Source organism: Segeticoccus rhizosphaerae (genome assembly GCF_009192725.1).
Classification (GTDB): domain Bacteria; phylum Actinomycetota; class Actinomycetes; order Actinomycetales; family Dermatophilaceae; genus Segeticoccus; species Segeticoccus rhizosphaerae.
Genome location: NZ_VOHR01000523.1, coordinates 1 through 1656, shown reverse-complemented (window position 1 = coordinate 1656; position 1656 = coordinate 1). Strand labels below are relative to the sequence as shown.

The window sequence follows — 1656 nt, the reverse complement described above, 5'->3', positions numbered from 1 at the left end:
CCACGGCCTTGGCGCGGGCCGCGGCGGCCAGCAGGCGCAGCGCCGCCCCCACGCCGGGCTGCACCGGGGTGCACCCGAGCTCCTCACCGCGAAGCCGGGCCCGCTCGATGACCTCGGTCTCGCCGACGAAATCCTCCGAGTAGGCCCAGGTGGCCGGCTTCTGTGCACTCATGCGTCACACCCTAGCGACCCGGCCGCTGAGGAGCTGCGGCCAGATGTCACAGCAAATACTCAGGTTGACCGGCAACCATGGACGCTGTCACGGCGTCTCACGGGGTGTCGGGTCGCAGTCGAGACACGAAGACGCAGGCACCAGGGAGCCGAGCAGGTATGAACACCGTCGATCAGCCGCAGGGCGCCGCCGGCACGTTGCCGGTCGATGCCGCCTGGGTTCCTCCGACCTGGGAGGAGGTCGTCTCGCAGCACTCCGCGCGGGTCTACCGCCTCGCCTACCGGCTCACGGGCAACCAGCACGATGCCGAGGACCTCACCCACGATGTCTTCATCCGTGTCTTCCGGTCGCTGCACTCCTACCGGCCCGGCACCTTCGAGGGCTGGCTGCACCGGATCACGACCAACGTCTTCCTCGACAAGATGCGCCGCAAGCAGCGGATCCGCTTCGACGCGCTCGCCGACGACGCTGCCGCCCGGCTGCCCTCCCGTGAGGCCGGCCCCGAGCAGCACTACGCCGACACCCACTTCGACGACGACGTGCAGCGCGCCCTCGACGCCCTCGCCCCCGACTTCCGGGCGGCTGTGGTGCTCTGCGACATCGAGGGCCTGTCCTACGAGGAGATCTCCGCGACGCTCGGCATCAAGCTGGGCACCGTGCGCTCCCGCATCCACCGCGGCCGCGCCCAGTTGCGTGAGGCGCTCGCTCACCGGGCGCCCGACCGCACGCGGCAGACCGCCTCGAGCCGTCCGCCCCTCACGGTGGGGCAGGTCGCCCCGGGCCTGCGATGAGTACCCAGCCCTCGGTCCGCGAGCACCTCGGGGACCGGCTCAGCGACTACGTCGACCGGGCGATGCCCGAGCACGACCTGTGGGTCTGCGATCGGCACGTGCTGATCTGCCCTTCCTGTGGCGAGGCCGTAGCGGAGGAGCGTCGCCTGCTCGAGTCCCTGCGTCGCCTCGATGGAGTCCCGCCAGGCGGGGACGCGCTGCGGCAGACACTGCTCGGACTCGCCGCCGAGGTGCCGCTGCCCGTGGAGTCCGGCCCGCAGCGGCTTCCTGTCCTGTCCACCGGAGCGCCGGCCATGCACCGGTCGGCCCGTCTCTCCCTCGCCCTCGCGGGCGCTGCCGCTGCGGCGTGCGCCGTGGCGGCGTGGGCGGTGGCCGGCGCCCAGCCGCTTCCCACAGACGGCACCACACCCGTCGCCAACCCGTCGGGCGCGGTCGTGCGGCCGGTCGACCTCGACACGTCGATGTCGGGCTGGAGGGTCGTCCCGGCAGGGGCGGCGGCCTTCCAGGTCGACCACCGGCATCTGCCCTGACCGCCCCGCGCGGAGCCCGATCGGGCACAATCGCCGCATGAGCGGCGACGACGAGCGGCGAGGATGGAGCGGAGCGACGCCGCCGCCGAGGAGCGCGAACGCGGGAGACAGCGGCGACGACGAGCGGCGAGGATGGAGCGGAGCGACGCCGCCGCCAGCCGGC

Annotated in this window: 2 protein-coding genes; both read left to right on the top strand. The window is 72.9% G+C overall.

What is annotated here, in order from left to right:
* The first annotated feature begins 330 nt into the window (after nucleotides 1-330).
* Nucleotides 331-963, top strand: coding sequence for an RNA polymerase sigma factor SigE (sigE, locus tag FRW57_RS21340; RefSeq protein WP_137123221.1), 633 nt, complete (start codon nucleotides 331-333; stop codon nucleotides 961-963).
* Nucleotides 960-1493, top strand: coding sequence for a zf-HC2 domain-containing protein (locus FRW57_RS21335; protein WP_137123220.1), 534 nt, complete (start codon nucleotides 960-962; stop codon nucleotides 1491-1493). Before sigE ends, FRW57_RS21335 begins: the two co-directional genes overlap by 4 nt.
* Nucleotides 1494-1656 lie beyond the last annotated feature (163 nt).